This is a genomic window from Citrobacter sp. NCU1, from assembly GCF_010231475.1.
In the GTDB taxonomy this organism is placed as follows: domain Bacteria; phylum Pseudomonadota; class Gammaproteobacteria; order Enterobacterales; family Enterobacteriaceae; genus Citrobacter_D.
In genome coordinates, this window is sequence record NZ_NRDO01000046.1 from 129,419 (window position 1) to 146,631 (window position 17,213).

A 17,213-nucleotide genomic window follows, 5' to 3' on the forward strand; every position below is an offset into this window, starting at 1 on the left:
AGATGAAAGCGTTATCCAAACTGAAAGCGGAAGAGGGCATCTGGATGACCGACGTTCCTGAACCGGAACTCGGACATAACGATCTGCTGATTAAAATCCGTAAAACAGCCATCTGCGGGACCGACGTTCACATCTATAACTGGGATGAATGGTCGCAAAAAACGATCCCGGTACCTATGGTTGTTGGGCACGAATATGTTGGCGAAGTGGTCGGTATCGGCCAGGAAGTCAAAGGATTTAAGGTGGGTGACCGTGTTTCCGGTGAAGGTCACATCACCTGTGGCCATTGTCGTAACTGTCGCGGCGGACGCACTCACCTGTGCCGTAATACAACGGGTGTGGGTGTAAACCGCTCAGGCTGTTTTGCTGAGTATCTGGTTATTCCTGCGTTTAACGCCTTTAAAATCCCGGACAATATCTCCGACGATTTAGCCTCTATCTTTGACCCGTTCGGCAACGCGGTACACACGGCACTGTCGTTTGATCTGGTGGGCGAAGATGTGCTGGTATCAGGCGCAGGCCCGATCGGTATTATGGCTGCAGCAGTGGCAAAACATGTGGGTGCACGCCATGTAGTCATCACTGACGTCAATGAATACCGTCTGGAGCTGGCACGTAAGATGGGCATCACGCATGCGGTAAACGTCTCGAAAGAGAATCTACCTGATGTGATGGCCAGGCTCGGAATGACCGAAGGGTTTGACGTGGGTCTGGAAATGTCCGGTGCGCCGCCAGCGTTCCGTGCCATGCTGGATACCATGAACCACGGTGGTCGTATTGCCATGTTGGGGATCCCTCCTTCAGACATGTCTATCGACTGGACAAAGGTGATCTTTAAGGGCCTGTTTATCAAAGGCATTTATGGTCGCGAAATGTTTGAAACCTGGTACAAGATGGCTGCACTGATCCAGTCTGGTCTGGATCTGACTCCGATCATCACCCATCACTTCTCAATTGATGAATTCCAGAAAGGCTTTGATGCAATGCGCTCAGGCCAGTCAGGGAAAGTGATCCTGAGCTGGGATTAATTGTAAAAGGGCTGGTTATCCAGCCCTTTTTTCTGCAGAACACTACACGCTGCGAAGGTGTTTTTATAAACGTTTGCTCGCTTTGCAGGATCTTATTTTCCTGCTCATCTTCCGCTTAATTTGCGTTAGCGTTCACCCCGTTGGGAGAGGATGCTTTTCCCCAACCCTGCCATTGATGCTGGAAGTAAGTGACGACGGTGCTCTGGCGAATACTTTCACTCAAGACATTAAAGAACTGGTCGGCATAGACTGGCTCTAACGGTTGCTTCGGTTTACACAGCTTCACACCACGGAATGGGTTGCGCGGTGCGTTCGGTTCATTGTTGCCCGGTGGTGTCAGGTTGGGTGTAGATGTATCCACCTGGGGTTCGTTGAGCAAGCTACTTGGGCGCACCAGCGTGATATCTGCCGGTAGGTTATAGACCATCTGTTGCAACACGCGCACCGTTGACGGGTGAGGGTGTCCGATAGCAATGGCGGAACCATTACGGCGAGCTAACTCAATGGCACGATTAAACTGATGACGGATATCCGCTTCGTTCTGCGAGTCATCAAGGAACACTTTGCGTTTAATCACTTTCACGCCTGTTCCGGAGGCTGCCCGCATTGCCTGGCTGTTGCCGATAGTCATGCTGTCGAGGAAGTAGAGATCGTAACGCCCCAGCGCCTGCATCACTTTTTGCATACCAAACAGACTGGAGGTCATCGCACTGCCCATATGGTTGTTAAGCCCAACGGCATACGGCACTTTGTTGACGGCATCGCGAATAATCCGCTCAATTTCGTCGCTGCTCATTTCCGGGCGTAGCGTGTCTTTCTCCAGCGGCTGTTTACTCAATGGCGCCATCGGCAGATGGATCAGAACTTCATGGCCGCTATTGTGCGCTTTGGTGGCCATTTCACGTGCATGCGGCGCATTGGGCAGCACGGCGACAGAGATATTGGAAGGCATCGCCAGCACCTGGTTTTCATTGTGCGGACGATAACCGAAATCATCGATAACGATGGCGAGCTTGCCAGCAAAAACAGGGGTTACGAACGCCAGCAGGCTGACCAGTGAGAGAATGATATGGCGAAACTGAGGCAAAACTTATCTTCCCAACCACGGCTGTGGATTGACGGCCTGACCCTGGCGACGAATTTCGAAATAAAGCGCCGGTCGGCCCTGACCACCGCTGCTGCCAACCAGCGCAATAGGCTGACCCGCGCGCACTTGTGTACCAACACTGACCAGTGCACTTTGGTTATAACCGTAAAGGCTCATGTCGCCTTTGCCGTGTTCTACTACAACAACCAGCCCGTAACCCTGTAGCCAGTCCGCCAAAATGACCCGGCCATCGGCAATGGCTTTAACTTCGGTGCCTTCAGACGCACCGATAACCATCCCCTTCCAACGTAGCTCACCTTGCAGTTGTTCGCCATAACGATGCAGTGTTGGACCGCGTACTGGCCAGAATGCCTGTCCGCGAGGGGAACCCAGTCCGCCGGTACGTGACATCAGCGATTTTTCGCTTTCAGTCGGTTTATAGGTCGTGCCTTTGCGGGTCGCTTCCTGTTGGCGGTTGCGTACGGCTTGCGCTTCGTTGGCTTCACGTTCAGCCCGCGCTTTTGCTGCGGCTTCTGCCCGTGCAAGGCTGTTGCGCAGACGGGATTCGTTAGCGCGCATTTCGCTTAACTGCTGTTGGCCTTGCTGAATCGATGATTCCAGCCCGGAGAGTGTTTTTTGGCGCTCATTACGCGCCTGTTCCAGCTTGGCCTGTTGGGCGCGCTGTTCGTACAGCAGCGTCTGTTGCTGGCTTTGTTTCTCTTCCAGCTCGGCCTTTTGCGAGGCCACTTCTTCACGGGTTTGCTTCAGTTCCGCGATGGTTTCCTGACGCGCCTGGTTCAGATAACCAAAGTAGGCTTGCAGGCGCTGCCCACGTTGGCTCTCTTCGCCGCTGAGAATCAACTGAATTCCGGTATGCTCGCCCTGGCGGAATGCGGCATCAAGCTGCGCGGCGAGGCTACGTTCCTGATTGGCTTTTTGTTGCTCCAGTTTGGCAATAGACGCATTCATCTCGGCGATCTGTTTGTTTAACTGGGCGAGGGTGTTCTGGGTTTCACGCAACGCTCGGGCAGCGGCAGATATGGCTTCTTCTTGTGCTTTTAACTGTGCAAGCAGGCTAGAACGCTGCTGCTGTTGCTGGCGCACGGCGCGTTCTTTTGCGGCGATATCCGCCTGAATGGATTTGAGCTGGTCCCGCTCATCTGCGTGTGCGGAAAAGGCGCACAACAATACGCCAGCGCTAATTACGCTGGCGTAGATCAGAGGCCTGACTGAAAACCTTCGCGGATTCACGGCCCATGTAATGGAATTAAACGCCTTTCCCCTCATGGGGAGGGATTATTCCACGATGAACAGCGGCTTACCAGTCATCTCTTGCGGGATTTCCATACCCATCAGCGTCAGCATGGTAGGCGCGATATCGGAAAGTTTACCGCCTTCTACGGCTTTCACGTTTTTAGCACCGACATAAATCAGCGGAACGGGCAGGTTGGTATGCGCTGTATGCGCCTGGCCGGTCGCCGGATCACGCATTTGTTCAGCGTTGCCGTGGTCAGCGGTGATCAGCACCTGGCCGCCAACGGATTCAACGGCTTTGGTCACTTGCTCAACGCAGTGATCCAGCGCTTCAACCGCTTTAACCGCCGCGTCCATCACACCGGTATGACCCACCATATCGCCGTTCGGATAGTTACAGATGATAGTGTCGTATTTACCGCTCTCAATGGCGGCAACCAGTTTTTCGGTCAGTTCTGCAGAGCTCATTTCTGGTTGCAGATCGTAGGTTGCTACTTTCGGAGAGTTGATCAGAATACGATCTTCACCGGCAAACGGCTCTTCTACGCCGCCATTGAAGAAGAAGGTGACATGTGCATATTTTTCCGTCTCGGAAATACGCAACTGGGTTTTATCGTTTTTCGCCATCCATTCGCCGAGGGTGTTCGCCAGCGATGCGGGTGGGTAAGCCACTGCGGTTTTGATGTCGGCCGCATATTCGGTTAGCATCACGAAGTTCAGATTGACCACTTTCTTACGGGCGAAACCGTCGAAGTCAGCGTTAACAAATGCACGGGTAATTTCGCGGGCACGGTCAGCACGGAAGTTCATGAAAATCAGCGTGTCGCCATCTTCCATTGCCGCGTCGGGCTGGCCTTCTGCACGAATTACGGTGGCTTTTACGAATTCGTCGTTTTCATCGCGCGCATAGGCGGCCTGCAGGCCAGCTACAGCGGTGTCAGTCTGGAATTCGCCCTGCGCCAGCGTCATCAGGTCATACGCTTTTTCTACGCGATCCCAACGGTTGTCGCGGTCCATTGCATAGTAACGACCGATGATAGAGGCGACGCGCCCTTTGCCCAGCGCGGCAAATTTGTCTTCGAATTTTTTCAGCGAGGATTCAGCGCTGCGTGGCGGGGTGTCACGACCATCCAGGAAGGCGTGCAGGTAGATTTTCTCTGCGCCACGTTCGGCGGCCAGTTCAACCATTGCCATGATGTGATCTTCGTGGCTGTGAACGCCGCCCGCAGACAGCAGACCCATGATGTGTACCGCTTTACCGGCGTTTTTCGCTTGATCGACTGCATCGGTCAGCACTGGGTTGGCGAAGAAGGTACGTTCTTTGATTTCAACGTCCAGGCGGGTCAGATCCTGATACACGATGCGGCCTGCACCCAGGTTGACGTGGCCCACTTCAGAGTTACCCATCTGGCGGTCAGGCAGACCCACTTCCAGACCGGAAGCATCAATCAGGGTATGCGGACGTTTTGCCCACAGAGCATCCATTACTGGGGTTTTGGCATTAAAAATGGCGTTATCCTGGCTGTCTTCACGATAGCCATAGCCATCCAGGATCACCAGTACCATAGGTTTTTTAGAAACCGACATTGCGACAACCTCACACTCAATAGACAAAATTAATTGCGTAATTTTACTACAGCTGAATCGATAAAATAGCCCCAGAAGATCAAATAATGGCGGAGAGCGGCCTGGGGATGGCGCGGATTTACGGTTTTTTTTCCGTAGCACCCCGCAAAAATGCAATCCATTGCACGCTCTGGCTGTATTTGCGACAACGCGCAGGTATACTTCTTTCCTGGTTTTTTTAATCACTGAGTCGGGAGTTGTTACCCCCCATGCAAGAAATTATGCAATTTGTTGGCCGTCATCCCATTCTAAGTATCGCCTGGATTGCGTTACTGGTGGCGGTATTATTCACCACGTTCAAAGGCCTGACCTCGAAAGTGAAGGTGATTACACGCGGTGAAGCGACACGTCTTATCAATAAAGAAGATGCCATTGTTGTAGATTTACGCCAGCGCGACGACTTCCGCAAAGGCCATATCGCGGGCTCCACTAACCTGCTGCCGAGCGAAATCAAAGCCAACAACGTTGGTGAGCTTGAGAAGCACAAAGACAAACCGGTTATCGTGGTAGATGGCTCTGGCATGCAGTGCCAGGACTCTGCAACGGCGCTGACTAAAGCTGGTTTTGAGAAAGTGTTTGTGCTGAAAGAAGGTGTTGCAGGCTGGAGTGGTGAAAACCTGCCTCTGGTACGCGGTAAGTAAGCTGTAGATAAACACAGGAGCGAAGTCATGGCCAATATTGAAATCTACACCAAAGCGACCTGCCCGTTTTGCCATCGTGCAAAAGCGCTGCTGAGCGATAAGGGTGTGAGTTTCCAGGAACTTCCAATTGATGGCGATGCCGTTAAACGTGAAGAGATGATCAAACGTAGTGGTCGTACGACGGTTCCGCAGATTTTTATTGATGCGCAGCATATCGGTGGGTGTGACGACTTGTATGCGTTGGATGCGCGTGGTGGACTGGATCCCCTGCTGAGCTAACGCACGTCGTTAACATTGCATCAAGACGGTATTAAAGGACAACATTAAAGGGTTTTCTCAACATGTCAGAACAAAATAACACTGAAATGGCTTTCCAGATCCAACGTATTTATACCAAGGATGTCTCTTTCGAAGCGCCAAATGCGCCGCATGTTTTCCAGAAAGATTGGCAGCCAGAGGTTAAACTTGATCTTGATACTGCATCGACCCAACTGGCTGATGACGTGTACGAAGTCGTGCTGCGTGTCACCGTTACGGCTTCCCTGGGTGAAGAAACGGCGTTCCTGTGTGAAGTTCAGCAGGGCGGTATTTTCTCCATCAGTGGTATCGAAGGGACTCAGATGGCGCATTGCCTTGGCGCATACTGCCCGAACATTCTGTTCCCGTATGCCCGCGAATGCATCACCAGCCTGGTTTCCCGCGGTACATTCCCGCAACTGAACCTCGCGCCGGTCAACTTTGATGCGCTGTTCATGAACTATTTACAGCAGCAGGCTGGCGAAGGTACTGAAGAACATCAGGATGCCTGATGAACCAAAGTAATGCTTCAATGACTGTGATCGGTGCCGGCTCGTACGGCACCGCTCTTGCCATCACGTTGGCAAGAAATGGCCACCAGGTTGTCCTGTGGGGCCATGATCCTAAACATATCGCGACCCTTGAACACGATCGCTGTAATGTCGCGTTTCTCCCTGATGTGCCTTTTCCTGACTCGCTTCTCCTGGAAAGTGACTTAGCCACTGCGCTGGCGGCCAGCCGTAATATTCTGGTCGTGGTGCCGAGCCATGTCTTTGGTGAAGTACTGCGTCAGATCAAACCGTTGATGCGCCCGGATGCACGCCTTGTATGGGCGACAAAAGGTCTGGAAGCAGAGACGGGACGCCTGTTGCAGGATGTCGCGCGAGAAGCGTTAGGACCGGAAATTCCGCTCGCGGTGATCTCTGGCCCAACGTTTGCCAAAGAGCTGGCGGCGGGTTTACCGACGGCAATTTCCCTGGCGTCAACGGATGACACTTTTGCTGACGATCTGCAGCAATTGCTGCACTGCGGTAAAAGCTTCCGCGTCTACAACAATCCGGATTTCATTGGCGTACAGCTTGGCGGTGCGGTGAAAAACGTTATTGCGATTGGCGCGGGAATGTCCGACGGCATCGGTTTTGGCGCCAATGCGCGTACTGCGCTGATCACCCGTGGGCTGACCGAAATGTCACGTTTGGGGGCCGCACTGGGAGCCGATCCGACCACCTTCATGGGGATGGCTGGGTTAGGCGATCTGGTACTGACCTGTACTGACAACCAGTCGCGTAACCGCCGCTTTGGCATGATGCTCGGACAGGGCATGGATGTTCAAGGTGCGCAGGACAAGATTGGCCAGGTGGTTGAAGGCTATCGCAATACAAAAGAAGTTCGTGAATTGGCGCACCGTTTTGGTGTCGAAATGCCAATAACCGAGGAAATTTATCAAGTATTGTATTGCGGAAAAAACGCGCGCGAGGCAGCATTGACGTTATTAGGTCGTGCACGCAAGGATGAGCGAAGCCGCCACTAGCCGCAAGGATCTGTCTGAACAAAAAATGACCCGGCCCGCGAAGAACGGGCCGGTCGTTCGCCTCAATACCTGGAGTCCGCAATGCCGTGTGAAGAACTGGATATCGTCTGGAACAATATTAAAGCCGAAGCCCGTCAACTTGCGGACTGTGAGCCGATGCTGGCCAGTTTTTACCACGCCACGCTACTCAAGCATGAGAATCTGGGCAGTGCGCTCAGTTATATGCTGGCGAATAAACTGGCTTCGTCCATCATGCCCGCGATAGCCATACGTGAAGTGGTAGAGGAAGCCTACGCGGCAGATCCGGAAATGATCGCCTCAGCGGCCTGCGATATTCAGGCGGTGCGCACTCGCGACCCGGCGGTCGATAAATACTCAACCCCACTTTTGTACCTGAAGGGTTTTCATGCTCTGCAGGCGTATCGTATTGGCCACTGGCTGTGGAATGAAGGTCGCCGGGCTTTGGCGATTTTCCTGCAAAATCAGGTATCAGTGACCTTTCAGGTCGATATTCACCCAGCGGCAAAAATTGGCCGTGGCATCATGCTCGATCACGCCACCGGGATTGTGGTGGGTGAAACGGCGGTCATTGAAAACGATGTTTCCATCCTGCAATCCGTAACGCTGGGCGGGACCGGTAAATCGGGCGGCGACCGTCATCCGAAAATTCGTGAAGGCGTGATGATTGGCGCGGGGGCGAAAATCCTCGGCAATATTGAAGTTGGTCGCGGCGCGAAGATTGGTGCCGGTTCCGTGGTATTGCAGCCTGTTCCGCCGCACACCACCGCCGCAGGCGTACCGGCACGTATTGTCGGTAAACCTGACAGCGATAAGCCGTCCATGGATATGGATCAGCATTTCAACGGGATCCACCATACGTTTGAGTACGGCGACGGCATCTAACTTCCGGACTATCTTACTTGTCATCTTGAACCCGGGCTGTGCTCGCCATCCTCACGTACTGCGTGTACGCTCCGGTCGCTGCGCGCGGTACGTGTCCAATCTGACTGCGCCGATAATGCCAGAAAAATCAATGGCAAATGCGTTCGTAGGTCGGATAAGGCGTCAGCCGCCATCCGACAAAAATCAACTACGCAATACCGCCCCTGGATATCCCAGTTGTCTCCACGCTTCATACACGACCACTGACACGGCATTTGACAGGTTCATACTGCGGCTGTCCGGCATCATTGGAATGCGAATTTTTTGTTCAGCGGGCAGGGCATCAAGAATGCTGGCTGGCAGACCTCGCGTTTCGGGCCCAAACATCAAATAGTCGCCATCCTGATAGCTGACTGCGCTATGCGCCGGTGTACCTTTTGTGGTCAGCGCAAACAGGCGCTGGGGATTTTCCGCTGCCACAAAAGCGTCGTAATCGTGGTGGCGCTTTACCGCGGTGAACTCATGATAATCCAGCCCTGCGCGGCGCAGGCGCTTGTCATCCCAGGTGAACCCCATCGGTTCAATAATGTGCAGACGAAAGCCAGTGTTGGCGCAAAGACGAATGATATTGCCTGTATTTGGCGGGATTTCTGGTTCGAATAGAACGATGTTTAGCATACTGCCCCCTTAGTGCGGGGGGCAGAATAGCAGAAATCACCCGTGCTATGCGACGGTCAGACGTTGTAGCTTGTAGCGTTGCAGCTTATAAAGCGTGGCGGCAGCGGCTACGAGCGCCGGCAGGCTGAGAAACATCAAAATACTGTCGGCCTGCCATTGCAGGGAAAGCAACTGCGCGCTGGTCAGGGTTCCTGCCACGCCGCCAAAGCGTCCGACGCCCTGCATCCACGCAATACCCGTTGCGCGACAATGGGTAGGATAGAACGTTGCTGCCAGCGTCTGCAGACCGGATTGCGCGCCATTCATAGTGATCCCCATCAGGAAGATCAGCGCGCCAAACAGGATGATATGGTTGTTTTCAAACCCGAGCGCAAGGGCGAACAGCATGGTCAGGATAAAACCGGTGGTGACCACTTTGTGCGCTTCCCAACGATCCATCATCCAGCCTGCCAGCAGGATCCCTGCCGTGCCGCCGAAAGTGAACAGCGAGGTGAGCCACGCCGATTCCGCCAGTGGGTAACCCATTCCCAGCATCAGCGTCGGCATCCAGCTCAGTAACACGTAATAGATCACCAGCCCCATAAAGTAGGTCGTCCAGAGCATGAGCGTGCCAGGTAACCAGGGCATGCTGAACAGTTGTGCCACGCTGCCTTTTTTGTCTGCAGTGCGTTCTTCATCCAGATAAAACTGGGTGACCTGCTCAAGGTTACCCGTGATGAAACGTTGGGCAACACGTCTGATTTGGCTAATGTCTTTACCACGATGCACCAGATATTTGACCGACTCCGGCAGGAAGAGCACCAGTAATATGGTTAACACCAGCGGGGCGATCGCACCCGCCAACAGCACACTGTGCCAGCCGTAATGGGGGATAAGCCAGGAAGAGATTGCCCCACCGCCTGCCGCACCAAGAGGGAAACCACAATACATGGCATTAATCGTCATTGAACGGCAACGCTTTGGCGCAAATTCCGACACTAACGTAATTGCGTTGGGCATCGCAGCGCCCAGTCCAAGCCCGGTGAGGAACCGCCAGAGCGTCAGCATATTCAGCGATTGCGCATATGCGGTGCCAAGACTGGCAAGGCCAAAAAACAGACAGGAAAAGACCAGCACGCGCTTACGCCCCATGCGATCTGACATTGGCCCGGCGACCAGTGCCCCGAGTGACAGCCCCAGCAGTGCAGCGCTTAATACGGGCCCGAGATCCTGCTTCTGAATCCCCCAGTCGGCAGAGAGCATGGGAGCAATATAGCCCATCGCCGCCGTGTCGAATCCGTCAATGGCCAGAACCAGAAATCCTAATACGATAATTACCCAGTGAAAGCGCGAAAAAGGAGTGTCATCGATTGCCTGCTGGATATTCACTTTACCGGAATACACCATGTAATCCTCGCCCGTTGTGATGTTGGATGTGTGTGAGTTGCTCTTGTATTTGCTTGTATATACATTTGCGATCGCGCAAAAATTGTCAAATTAATTTGGTGTAAATGTTAACTAATCGTTAGTTTTGAATTAAAAATGGCCGAACTGAAAATCAGTCCGGCCATTCGAAAGCAGGGGATGTTAAGAGGGGTCTGCGTTACGCGGCATCACCACGGGTAAGTGACGTCAGTGCGGTAGGCAGGCTTTTTCCGAGCTCCTGCACCAGAGAATCACGGCTGATTTCGCTAATCGTTTTTGCGCCGGTCAGCGTCATTGCTACTTTCATCTCTTTTTCGATAAGATTCAGTAAGTTGGCGACTCCTGATTGTCCTGCGGTGGCCAGTGCGTAAAGATACGCGCGACCCAGCAGCACGGTATCAGCCCCCAGAGCGACCATGCGTACGACGTCCAGACCGTTACGGATTCCGCTGTCGGCCAGAATGGCGATATCGCCTTTGACGGCATCGGCAATGGCGGGCAGGGCGCGAGCGGAGGAGAGCACGCCATCGAGCTGACGGCCGCCGTGGTTAGACACCACAATGCCATCGGCACCGAAGCGTACTGCGTCGCGGGCATCTTCCGGATCGAGGATCCCTTTGATCACCATCGGGCCGTCCCAGAATTCACGGATCCACTCGAGGTCTTTCCAGGAGATGGAGGGATCGAAGTTGTTCGCCAGCCAGCCAATGTAATCTTCCAGTCCGGTCGGTTTTCCCAGGTAGGTGGAAATGTTGCCTAAATCGTGTGGGCGACCATTCAGACCAACATCCCACGCCCATTGCGGGTGGGTTACTGCCTGCCAGTAGCGGCGCAGTGCGGCATTCGGGCCGCTCATGCCTGAATGAGCGTCACGGTAGCGCGCCCCCGGTGTAGGCATATCGACGGTAAAGACAAGGGGTGAGCAGCCTGCTGCTTTTGCGCGTTCCAGCGCGTTGCGCATAAAGCCGCGGTCGCGCAGTACGTAAAGCTGAAACCACATCGGGCGCTTGATGGTCGGCGCCACTTCTTCAATCGGGCAGACGGAAACGGTGGAGAGGGTGAACGGAATGCCGTGGGCATCTGCGGCAGCGGCGGCCTGCACTTCGCCACGACGGGCGTACATACCACACAACCCAACCGGGGCCAGGGCAACCGGCATCGACAGCTTTTCATTAAACAGCGTGGTTTCCAGGCTTAAGTCAGACATGTTTTTCAGTACACGCTGGCGAAGCGCCACCTCAGACAAATCTTCCACATTGCGGCGCAGGGTGTGTTCCGCGTAGGCACCGCCGTCAATATAGTGGAACAAGAAAGGGGGCAGAATGCGCTGGGCTGCGGCGCGATAATCGCTGGCTGCTGAGATAATCATGCTTTGTTCTCCCTGGAAATATCATTATGGTCTCCGGGCAGGCGGGTGATTCGCGCCTGGCGGGCCTGGTCTTCATCAAATCGTTTCATTGTGGTGTGGACAAAACCTAAGTGGGCCATCATTGCCTGGCGCGCGCCTTCCGCATCGCCCGCCACAATGGCGTCTAGAATGGCCTGATGTTGCTCTGTCAGACGGGCAAAGACGGGCGGAACCAGATACATACGCTGGCGACTCTGTTTGACCGAAGAGTGCAGTACGTCGAAGAAACCTCGCATAGTCTGCAACAGCACCACATTGTGCGACGCTTCGGCAATGGCGAGATGAAAGCGAACATCCGCCTGTGACGCGATATCCGGGTCTTCACTCAGTGTGGCGTCAAAGCAGGCCTTAATTTTTTCTTTATCGATCTCAGTGGCGCGCATCGCGGCGTGCCAGGCGGTACTGGCCTCGATCGCATGGCGGGCTTCCAGGATATCAAAACTGTAATCCGGGTCATCCGCCATCAGCGTTTTCAGTGGCTGAACGATATTTTGTTCAGACCAGGATTCATGCTGCCAGCGGACGAATGTCCCACCGCCGCGACGGCTAAGCAGTACACCCTCGCTCACCAGTTTTGCCAGCGCCTCGCGCAAGGAATTGCGCGACACGCCAAGCTGTACGGCCAGTTGGCGCTCAGCGGGCAATTTCATGCCCGCTTCCAACTGTTGTTCTTCAATCAGCGCCCGCACACGAGAAGCGACCTCGTCCGACAGGCGTCTGGGCATCACAATCATGGAATCATCCAGGTCAGAACATAGGCCTGAAGCGTGGTGATCACGCCCACCATACAGGTGAAAATCAGGCTGTGTTTAACGGTAAAACGGAACAGATCAGACTCTTTGCCGACCAGCCCCACCGCCGCACAGGCGATGGCGATGGACTGTGGCGAGATCATCTTGCCGGTCACGCCGCCGGTGGTATTGGCGGCGACCATCAGCACGTCAGAGACGCCGATTTGCTGAGCGGCAGTCGCCTGTAGAGCGGCAAATAACGCGTTCGAAGAGGTATCTGATCCGGTCAGGAATACCCCCAGCCAGCCAAGGAACGGAGAGAAGAAGGTAAAAGCGCTGCCCGTGTGTGCGAGTGCCAATGCCAGCGTCGAGGAAAGGCCGGAATAGTTAGAAATAAAAGCGAACGCCAGCACCATCCCGATGGAGTAGATCGGCAGCGCCAGATCTTTCAGGGTACTGCCGAACGTCTGGATGGCGGCAGACGGCTTCATTTTCAGCCAGACCACTGACAGTAATGCGGCAAACAGAATGGCGGTACCGGTAGCCGAGAACCAGTCGAATTTGTAGACCGCAGCGTAGGCGGTGGCTTCGTGTACCACCGGCGGCATACGGGCAACCAGTTTGTCGAGATACGGAACCGGAATATTAACCACCCAGTGGTACATAGCACCACCCGGCGCAAACAGCGCTTTAAACGGAGGGATACTCCAGAGCGTCACGGTCGCTGTCAGGAACAGGAACGGTGACCAGGCGCGAACAACCTGACCCGCGGTGTAGTTTGTACGGGCCAGGGTCTGATCGACCTGTGACGCGCCCATATCGCCAAAGCGGAAGATGCGCACCGGTTGCCAGCGTTTCAGGAACAGGGTCAGACACACCAGAGAAACCAGTGACGAGATGATGTCAGGCAGCTCGGGGCCAATAAAGTTAGAGCTCAGGTACTGGGCGATAGCGAACGAACCGCCCGCCACCATTACCGCAGGCCAGGTTTCCTTCACGCCGCGCCAGCCGTCCATAATCGCCATAATCCAGAACAGAACGATAATCGTCAGGAACGGTAGCTGACGCCCTACCATCTGGCCAATTTCAAAGCTGTCCAGCCCGGTGACCTGACCGGCAACCAGAATAGGGATACCCATCGCGCCAAACGCCACAGGCGCGGTGTTCACAATCAGGCACAGTCCTGCTGCGTACAGCGGATTAAAACCCAGGCCAACAAGCAGCGCGGCGGTAATCGCGACCGGAGCGCCAAAACCGGCTGCCCCTTCAAGGAAGGCACCGAAGGAGAAACCAACGATGAGCATTTGCAGACGTTGGTCAGGCGTGATCGACAATATCGATGATCGGATGATGTCGAACTGGCCTGTTTTCACCGAGATTTTATAGACGAATACGGCGGCAATAATGATCCAGGCAATCGGCCACAGACCGTAGAAGAAGCCGTATACCACAGAGGCCAATGCATGATCGACAGGCATTTTGTAGAACAGCAGCGCCACGGTCAGCGCGATCACTACCGTCCACGAGGCGGCGATATAGCCTTTCAGCTTGAGCTTAATCAGAGCAAAGAAAAAAAACAGAATGGGTAACGATGCTATCAGGCTGGAAAGCCAGATATTCCCAGCCGGGTCGTAGTTTTGTTGCCAGAGATTCATTGCAGGTCTCCTGAGGGCCACACACACAATGCAATGAGTCTGTGCTCATCTCTTTGTCACATTCTGTGTAAAAGTGGTCCTGCCAATATTGTGTTGTAGGGATGATGACAATGAATGGTTAACTAAATGTTATTTATTGGCAACGTTAGTGTAATGAAATTTTGGGGAAGTGTGAACCACTGAGCGGATTATGCGGGAATTGGTAGGGCCAATAGAAGGGCCGGGTAAGCAGGGTAGCTACCCGGCAGAAGATCAGAATTCAGTCTTTGCGAAACCGGTCATCTCTTGCAGGTTCATTTCGCGACCTAACGCGGTCATCGGGTGTACAACCACCAGGCCACGGACGCTTTTCTTCAGCTTGCCCATGTCAGCTTGTTCTTTTTTGGTAATCGCACGACGAAACGGCAGGTTCATCAATTTCTGCGCTTCTTTACTCAGCTTTTGGCTGTGAACGTCGCGCAGACGCGCAATTTCAGCTTCCAGGGTTGCTTTTTCTTTTTCCAGTTCGGCGTATTTTTCGGCGCCTTCGACCAGGGAGAGATCGGCCTGCTGATGGCGGATGGCATCCAGACGATCGCTGAGACGTTTAATTTCGTTTTTTTCGACTTCTTTCATGGGGTAGCTTCTGATAAAAATAGGATGAATATCCCATATTATGCGCGCAGAGGGGTATTATTCACAACTAATGGGATAAAAATAATTAAGCAAGGCAAGTATTATGATGCTAATTATTTTTCATAGTGGCCTGATTAAATAAGATTTTTAGATAAAAAGAGAAAGATGTAAAGATTAATTAATCGGTTTACGATTAAGCACGTTTTCCTCAATGTCATTATTAATCTGATCCTAAACTGCAATAGGCAGCCGCGTCTATGAAACGCGGAGAATTCATGGAGGGTTATCATGGGAAAAATCGGTGAGAATGCATCAGCTCTTATTGATAAGACTGTAGATTTTATGGCTTCAAGTCAGGCTTTCCGGGAATATCTGAATAAAACGCCGCCGCGTAATGTTGTCCCTGCTGAAGTACCGCAAGAGAATGTGCAGATGTATCTGCAACGGCTGGAATATTATCGGCAGATATACAGGCCAAAACAGGATTAAAATCAGTAGGTCTGCGCCGGGCTATTTCTGAAATGCTTTTTTCAAGCTGATTTTGGAAATCAGCTCGGTAAGAGAGAGCACCATCGTTGAGCGCACTGCTTGTTGGTAGCGCTGAATTTGCATTGCATACAAACCCGGGTCAGAAGTGTCGAAATGCGGCGGCGGCGGAAGCGCCATCACGCAGTGTAACTCGCCAAATGGGCCGAGGATTTCATCGTCCGTAAACGCGTACTCATTACCGTCGTGATTCAACTCTTCACGTAGCGCCATCAATAGCTCGGCATCTTCATATTCCGGACGGCTGAGAACACCCAAGCCATAGATGAGTTTCAGACGCACAGAAAGATCGCCCAGCGGTCCGTCGCCGTCGAGCAACGGTTCTACAGCATATTTCACCGCGTAATCGTCTTTGCGGAATACCTGAAGCACCAGAATATTCACCGCCTCGGTGAGTAGGTCCACGGCGGTGATCAGGAAACTTCGTACGGTTTTGCCAGCATTCAGACGTTCAAGCACACGGTTTTCAAAGGCCTGGGTTTGTTCCATTATTGGCTGCATATCTGACAATCTATTATTCAGGCGCAGGATGCCCTGCGCCTGGTACGGCATCATAATGACTTTGCGTTATACGCGTTAACCGCCTCGGCAACGACATCGCTATTAGCATCCAGTCCGGAAACCTGTGCCAGCGCCGCCTGCGGGCCTTTCTCTTCAATCAGTGCAGCCAGTTCCAGAGCCTGTGGGTCTTCATCGCTGCGATAGTGCATCGCACCGGCAATCCCTTTGACCAGATTGGCGTGCGGCAGCGCATATTCCAGCGTCCCGAGCAGCGGTTTGATCAGACGATCGCCCGCACTCAGTTTACGCAGCGGCTGACGCCCCACGCGTTCAACGTCATCTTTCAGATACGGGTTTTCAAAGCGGCCAAGGATTTTCTTGATGTATGCTGCGTGTTTATCCGCATCAAAGCCGTAGCGTTTGATCAGCACTGCGCCGCTCTCTTCCATCGCGCCTTTAACCACCGCACGGATTTTCTCATCGAGAATCGCGTCACGGATGGTCTGATGACCTGCTAATTTTCCGAGGTACGCGGTTATAGCATGCCCGGTGTTCAGCGTGAAGAGTTTACGTTCGACAAATGCCATCAGGTTATCAGTTAATTCCATACCTGGGATGTTCGGCAGCTCGCCTTTGAATTGGGTTTTGTCGACAATCCATTCGCTGAAGGTTTCTACGGTAACTTCCAGCGGATCGTGGGTGGCCGACGCCGAAGGTGGAACAATACGGTCTACGGCGGAATCAACAAAGCCCACATGCTGTTCAACCCAGGCTTTATCTTCCTCTGGCAGCGCATTCATCACATGGCCTTTCAACTGGGTGGTGCCACGTACCATGTTTTCGCAGGCGATGATATTCAGCGGGGTTTCGATGCCCTGCGTTTTGCGTTTTACCAGACCTTTCGCGACTGCCGGTGCAATACGTTCCAGTACTACTGGCCCAACCGCCGTGGTCACAATATCGACGTTCGCGATCAGATCAATCACCTCGTCACCGATGCTGCTTACGGCATTCACGTTGGATACGGTTTCGACCTGCTCGTTTTCACCCACAACATGAACCTGATAGCTATGACGGGCATTCAGGGCGTCGAGCACCACCTGATTTACATCTGCGAAAGTCAGTTGTATCCCCGCGTCGGCCAGCAGTTTGCCGATAAAGCCACGACCGATATTACCTGCGCCAAAATGTAATGCTTTCATAGTATTAACCTTCATTAATGTTTTTACCCAAGAGGGCTGGGGTGAGGCATTTCCCTCAACCTAACCCTCTCCACAAGGGAGAGGATTTTGTAGGCCCGGTAAGCGTGAACGCCACCGGGCAATAACG

Annotated in this window: 18 protein-coding genes; 7 read left to right on the forward strand and 11 right to left on the reverse strand. The window is 53.3% G+C overall.

The genetic code is table 11. The features are described from left to right. The first annotated feature begins 2 nt into the window (after positions 1 to 2). Entirely contained in the window at positions 3 to 1,028 is a 1,026-nt protein-coding gene (tdh, locus tag CJP72_RS16315) for an L-threonine 3-dehydrogenase (protein WP_162382397.1), read from the forward strand. A 115-nt stretch (positions 1,029 to 1,143) separates the two neighbouring features. On the opposite strand, the gene CJP72_RS16320 is transcribed toward tdh, so the two are convergent. From CJP72_RS16320 to gpmM, 3 genes are read right to left on the reverse strand one after another with little or no spacing between them, the layout of a single operon-like run. Further along, positions 1,144 to 2,115 (reverse strand): divergent polysaccharide deacetylase family protein, encoded by a 972-nt coding sequence (locus tag CJP72_RS16320; protein WP_162382398.1) that lies wholly within the window; start codon positions 2,113 to 2,115, stop codon positions 1,144 to 1,146. A 3-nt stretch (positions 2,116 to 2,118) separates the two neighbouring features. Continuing rightward, a complete protein-coding gene (envC, locus tag CJP72_RS16325; protein ID WP_342212325.1) occupies positions 2,119 to 3,378 on the reverse strand; it encodes a murein hydrolase activator EnvC in 1,260 nt (419 codons plus the stop codon). 33 nt (positions 3,379 to 3,411) lie between these two features. Next, positions 3,412 to 4,956 (reverse strand): 2,3-bisphosphoglycerate-independent phosphoglycerate mutase, encoded by a 1,545-nt coding sequence (gene gpmM / locus CJP72_RS16330; RefSeq protein ID WP_162382400.1) that lies wholly within the window; start codon positions 4,954 to 4,956, stop codon positions 3,412 to 3,414. 248 nt (positions 4,957 to 5,204) lie between these two features. Here gpmM and CJP72_RS16335 point away from each other — a divergent pair, with 248 nt between their 5' ends. The 5 genes from CJP72_RS16335 (at position 5,205) to cysE (ending at position 8,367) form a co-directional block, all read left to right on the forward strand. Then, positions 5,205 to 5,636, forward strand: a complete 432-nt coding sequence (locus tag CJP72_RS16335; RefSeq protein WP_162382401.1) for a rhodanese-like domain-containing protein — start codon at positions 5,205 to 5,207, stop codon at positions 5,634 to 5,636. 27 nt (positions 5,637 to 5,663) lie between these two features. Next, positions 5,664 to 5,915, forward strand: a complete 252-nt coding sequence (grxC, locus tag CJP72_RS16340) for a glutaredoxin 3 (RefSeq protein ID WP_162382402.1) — start codon at positions 5,664 to 5,666, stop codon at positions 5,913 to 5,915. Between the two features lie 62 nt (positions 5,916 to 5,977). Further along, the gene (gene secB, locus CJP72_RS16345; RefSeq protein ID WP_003024155.1) at positions 5,978 to 6,445 is read left to right on the forward strand and encodes a protein-export chaperone SecB; all 468 of its coding nucleotides are present in this window, start codon (positions 5,978 to 5,980) and stop codon (positions 6,443 to 6,445) included. Further along, positions 6,445 to 7,464, forward strand: coding sequence for an NAD(P)H-dependent glycerol-3-phosphate dehydrogenase (gpsA, locus tag CJP72_RS16350; protein WP_162382403.1), 1,020 nt, complete (start codon positions 6,445 to 6,447; stop codon positions 7,462 to 7,464). The genes secB and gpsA overlap by 1 nt, the downstream gene beginning before the upstream one ends. Before the next feature lie 81 nt (positions 7,465 to 7,545). Further along, a complete protein-coding gene (gene cysE / locus CJP72_RS16355; protein WP_162382404.1) occupies positions 7,546 to 8,367 on the forward strand; it encodes a serine O-acetyltransferase in 822 nt (273 codons plus the stop codon). 183 nt (positions 8,368 to 8,550) lie between these two features. Here the strand turns inward: cysE and trmL are convergent, their stop codons facing one another. The 6 genes from trmL to CJP72_RS16385 all read right to left on the reverse strand — a co-directional run bounded on the left by trmL (position 8,551) and on the right by CJP72_RS16385 (position 14,837). After that, the gene (trmL, locus tag CJP72_RS16360) at positions 8,551 to 9,024 is read right to left on the reverse strand and encodes a tRNA (uridine(34)/cytosine(34)/5-carboxymethylaminomethyluridine(34)-2'-O)-methyltransferase TrmL (protein ID WP_162382405.1); all 474 of its coding nucleotides are present in this window, start codon (positions 9,022 to 9,024) and stop codon (positions 8,551 to 8,553) included. Positions 9,025 to 9,069: 45 nt separating this feature from the next. Next, a complete protein-coding gene (locus CJP72_RS16365; RefSeq protein WP_162382406.1) occupies positions 9,070 to 10,410 on the reverse strand; it encodes an MFS transporter in 1,341 nt (446 codons plus the stop codon). Between the two features lie 196 nt (positions 10,411 to 10,606). Further along, a complete protein-coding gene (lldD, locus tag CJP72_RS16370) occupies positions 10,607 to 11,797 on the reverse strand; it encodes an FMN-dependent L-lactate dehydrogenase LldD (RefSeq protein ID WP_162382407.1) in 1,191 nt (396 codons plus the stop codon). Further along, positions 11,794 to 12,570: a transcriptional regulator LldR gene (lldR, locus tag CJP72_RS16375; protein WP_162382408.1), complete on the reverse strand. Its 777-nt coding sequence runs from the start codon at positions 12,568 to 12,570 to the stop codon at positions 11,794 to 11,796. The genes lldD and lldR overlap by 4 nt, the downstream gene beginning before the upstream one ends. Beyond that, on the reverse strand, positions 12,567 to 14,222 hold the full coding sequence (gene lldP, locus CJP72_RS16380; protein ID WP_162382409.1) for an L-lactate permease: 1,656 nt from the start codon (positions 14,220 to 14,222) through the stop codon (positions 12,567 to 12,569). The genes lldR and lldP overlap by 4 nt, the downstream gene beginning before the upstream one ends. A 252-nt stretch (positions 14,223 to 14,474) precedes the next feature. After that, positions 14,475 to 14,837 carry a YibL family ribosome-associated protein gene (locus CJP72_RS16385; RefSeq protein ID WP_162382410.1) on the reverse strand — a complete coding sequence of 121 codons (363 nt, stop codon included), beginning with the start codon at positions 14,835 to 14,837 and terminating at the stop codon, positions 14,475 to 14,477. A 288-nt stretch (positions 14,838 to 15,125) separates the two neighbouring features. Here CJP72_RS16385 and CJP72_RS16390 point away from each other — a divergent pair, with 288 nt between their 5' ends. Continuing rightward, positions 15,126 to 15,326 carry a hypothetical protein gene (locus CJP72_RS16390; RefSeq protein WP_162382411.1) on the forward strand — a complete coding sequence of 67 codons (201 nt, stop codon included), beginning with the start codon at positions 15,126 to 15,128 and terminating at the stop codon, positions 15,324 to 15,326. A gap of 21 nt (positions 15,327 to 15,347) precedes the next feature. On the opposite strand, the gene mtlR is transcribed toward CJP72_RS16390, so the two are convergent. Next, on the reverse strand, positions 15,348 to 15,935 hold the full coding sequence (gene mtlR / locus CJP72_RS16395) for a mannitol operon repressor MtlR (protein ID WP_162382444.1): 588 nt from the start codon (positions 15,933 to 15,935) through the stop codon (positions 15,348 to 15,350). Then, a complete protein-coding gene (mtlD, locus tag CJP72_RS16400; protein ID WP_162382412.1) occupies positions 15,935 to 17,086 on the reverse strand; it encodes a mannitol-1-phosphate 5-dehydrogenase in 1,152 nt (383 codons plus the stop codon). The genes mtlR and mtlD overlap by 1 nt, the downstream gene beginning before the upstream one ends. Positions 17,087 to 17,213 lie beyond the last annotated feature (127 nt).

Bases quoted from the DNA above. Each gene is read 5' to 3' on its own strand.
- mtlR (WP_162382444.1), bottom strand. From the start codon at position 15,935: ATGCCGTACCAGGCGCAGGGCATCCTGCGCCTGAATAATAGATTGTCA.
- gpsA (WP_162382403.1), top strand. From the start codon at position 6,445: ATGAACCAAAGTAATGCTTCAATGACTGTGATCGGTGCCGGCTCGTAC.
- trmL (WP_162382405.1), bottom strand. From the start codon at position 9,024: ATGCTAAACATCGTTCTATTCGAACCAGAAATCCCGCCAAATACAGGC.
- tdh (WP_162382397.1), top strand. From the start codon at position 3: ATGAAAGCGTTATCCAAACTGAAAGCGGAAGAGGGCATCTGGATGACC.
- grxC (WP_162382402.1), top strand. From the start codon at position 5,664: ATGGCCAATATTGAAATCTACACCAAAGCGACCTGCCCGTTTTGCCAT.
- lldR (WP_162382408.1), bottom strand. From the start codon at position 12,570: ATGATTGTGATGCCCAGACGCCTGTCGGACGAGGTCGCTTCTCGTGTG.
- lldD (WP_162382407.1), bottom strand. From the start codon at position 11,797: ATGATTATCTCAGCAGCCAGCGATTATCGCGCCGCAGCCCAGCGCATT.
- CJP72_RS16365 (WP_162382406.1), bottom strand. From the start codon at position 10,410: ATGGTGTATTCCGGTAAAGTGAATATCCAGCAGGCAATCGATGACACT.
- mtlD (WP_162382412.1), bottom strand. From the start codon at position 17,086: ATGAAAGCATTACATTTTGGCGCAGGTAATATCGGTCGTGGCTTTATC.
- cysE (WP_162382404.1), top strand. From the start codon at position 7,546: ATGCCGTGTGAAGAACTGGATATCGTCTGGAACAATATTAAAGCCGAA.
- secB (WP_003024155.1), top strand. From the start codon at position 5,978: ATGTCAGAACAAAATAACACTGAAATGGCTTTCCAGATCCAACGTATT.
- lldP (WP_162382409.1), bottom strand. From the start codon at position 14,222: ATGAATCTCTGGCAACAAAACTACGACCCGGCTGGGAATATCTGGCTT.
- CJP72_RS16385 (WP_162382410.1), bottom strand. From the start codon at position 14,837: ATGAAAGAAGTCGAAAAAAACGAAATTAAACGTCTCAGCGATCGTCTG.
- CJP72_RS16335 (WP_162382401.1), top strand. From the start codon at position 5,205: ATGCAAGAAATTATGCAATTTGTTGGCCGTCATCCCATTCTAAGTATC.
- CJP72_RS16390 (WP_162382411.1), top strand. From the start codon at position 15,126: ATGGGAAAAATCGGTGAGAATGCATCAGCTCTTATTGATAAGACTGTA.
- gpmM (WP_162382400.1), bottom strand. From the start codon at position 4,956: ATGTCGGTTTCTAAAAAACCTATGGTACTGGTGATCCTGGATGGCTAT.